Raw genomic sequence first — 1,464 nt, 5'->3', positions numbered from 1 at the left:
GCTGAATAAATCTAAAAACCTTGTTGGATAAGACTTTTGGACTTTTTTCCCCTCAAAAAGTGCCAGCCATTGCGGGGATCGGGGGGAAAATTCCTGGACTTTTTCCCTGAAAATTAGGTAGTTGACCACCTGAAAATCGATAAAACCCCACACCCCACACCCCACACCCTGCCCCTAGGAAAAGCTTTTTGCCGCAAACCATCTGTATTAAGTGTGCATCATCAAATGGCAGTAACAGTGCTGTCTTTTCACTGATTACTGTTTACTGATCACTGATTACTGATTGATTATCGATTCCTAGGGGAAAAAATTCTTCTAGAATGATAAGTACATATACGAGAGGAATTATACTTATGTCTGCTGGGAAGTTTCAAACAGCCGCTTCATTATCCGATCGAGAGCTAGAAATACTCGATTTAGTGGCTAATGGTTTAACTAATCAAGAAATCTCGGAAAAGCTAGAGATTAGTAAGCGTACCGTTGATAATCATATTAGTAATATCTTGACAAAAACAAAAACCGATAATCGAGTGGAATTGGTGCGTTGGGCATTGCATTGGGGTAAAGTTTGTCTTGATGATATTAATTGTTGTATCCTTCCTTCCCCAGCGCCGACTGATGATCAGGTTTCCTAAACTTCTGGGACTTTTTCTTGCGGTTAATATCATCAGTCTGGGGGGATGTAGTGATGCGGGTTTTGTCACCCCTCCCCAACAGCTTTTAGGAAATACTTTAAATACCCCTTCCTCTGAAGATAATCCCCGTTTTAACTACGATGGTCGTTATCTGGTCTTTGCCTCCGATCGCATGGGACAACGAACGATTTATTTATTCGATCGAGTGGCTAATCGTTTAGTTCCCCTGCCGGGGTTAAATCAAGCAAAAACCTATCAAGATCAACCGGATATTAGTGCCGATGGTCGCTATATTGTTTATGTGTCGGAACAGTCCGGTAAACCCGATATATATATTTATGATCGACAAACTCTGCAAGCAAAAAATATCACCGAAAATATTTTAGGAGAAGTGCGTCGTCCGACGATTAGTGGTAACGGTCGTTTTATTGCTTTTGAAAGTAATCGTTTCGGTCAATGGAATCTGGAAATATTCGATCGAGGTAGCGAAATTTCTCCTTCTTTACCCCCGAGCAATTCTTCCCCGTCCCGATAGTATTGGGGGAGAAGGGAGAAGGGTGTGGGGAGACCACTTCGTGCGCGTTGCGGGGGAGATGGGAGAGGAGAATATCCACACGACCTGGAATCCCTCCACGCTTACTTTTTGCTCCGTCTCGACTCTTTCTTTTTCCTCGTCCAGCTGCGTAGGTAGGGTCTGCTGAATAAATCTAAAAACCTTGTTGGATAAGACTTTTGGACTTTTTTCCCCTCAAAAAGTGCCAGCCATTGCGGGGATCGGGGGAAAATTCAGGTACTTTTTCCCTGAAAATTAGGTAGTTGACCACCTCAA

At 43.0% G+C, this 1,464-nt stretch carries 2 protein-coding genes; both read left to right on the top strand.

Features of this window, described 5'->3' with window-relative positions; genetic code table 11:
- The first annotated feature begins 353 nt into the window (after nucleotides 1-353).
- Nucleotides 354-635: a photosynthetic electron transport-dependent transcriptional regulator PedR gene (gene pedR, locus O9295_RS13225; protein WP_108937575.1), complete on the top strand. Its 282-nt coding sequence runs from the start codon at nucleotides 354-356 to the stop codon at nucleotides 633-635.
- Nucleotides 619-1,170 (top strand): TolB family protein, encoded by a 552-nt coding sequence (locus O9295_RS13220; protein WP_288033262.1) that lies wholly within the window; start codon nucleotides 619-621, stop codon nucleotides 1,168-1,170. The genes pedR and O9295_RS13220 overlap by 17 nt, the downstream gene beginning before the upstream one ends.
- Nucleotides 1,171-1,464: the final 294 nt, after the last annotated feature.

This window comes from Microcystis sp. LE18-22.4A (assembly GCF_027531105.1).
In the GTDB taxonomy this organism is placed as follows: Bacteria; Cyanobacteriota; Cyanobacteriia; order Cyanobacteriales; family Microcystaceae; genus Microcystis; species Microcystis aeruginosa.
This window is presented reverse-complemented; position numbering and strand designations above follow the sequence as displayed.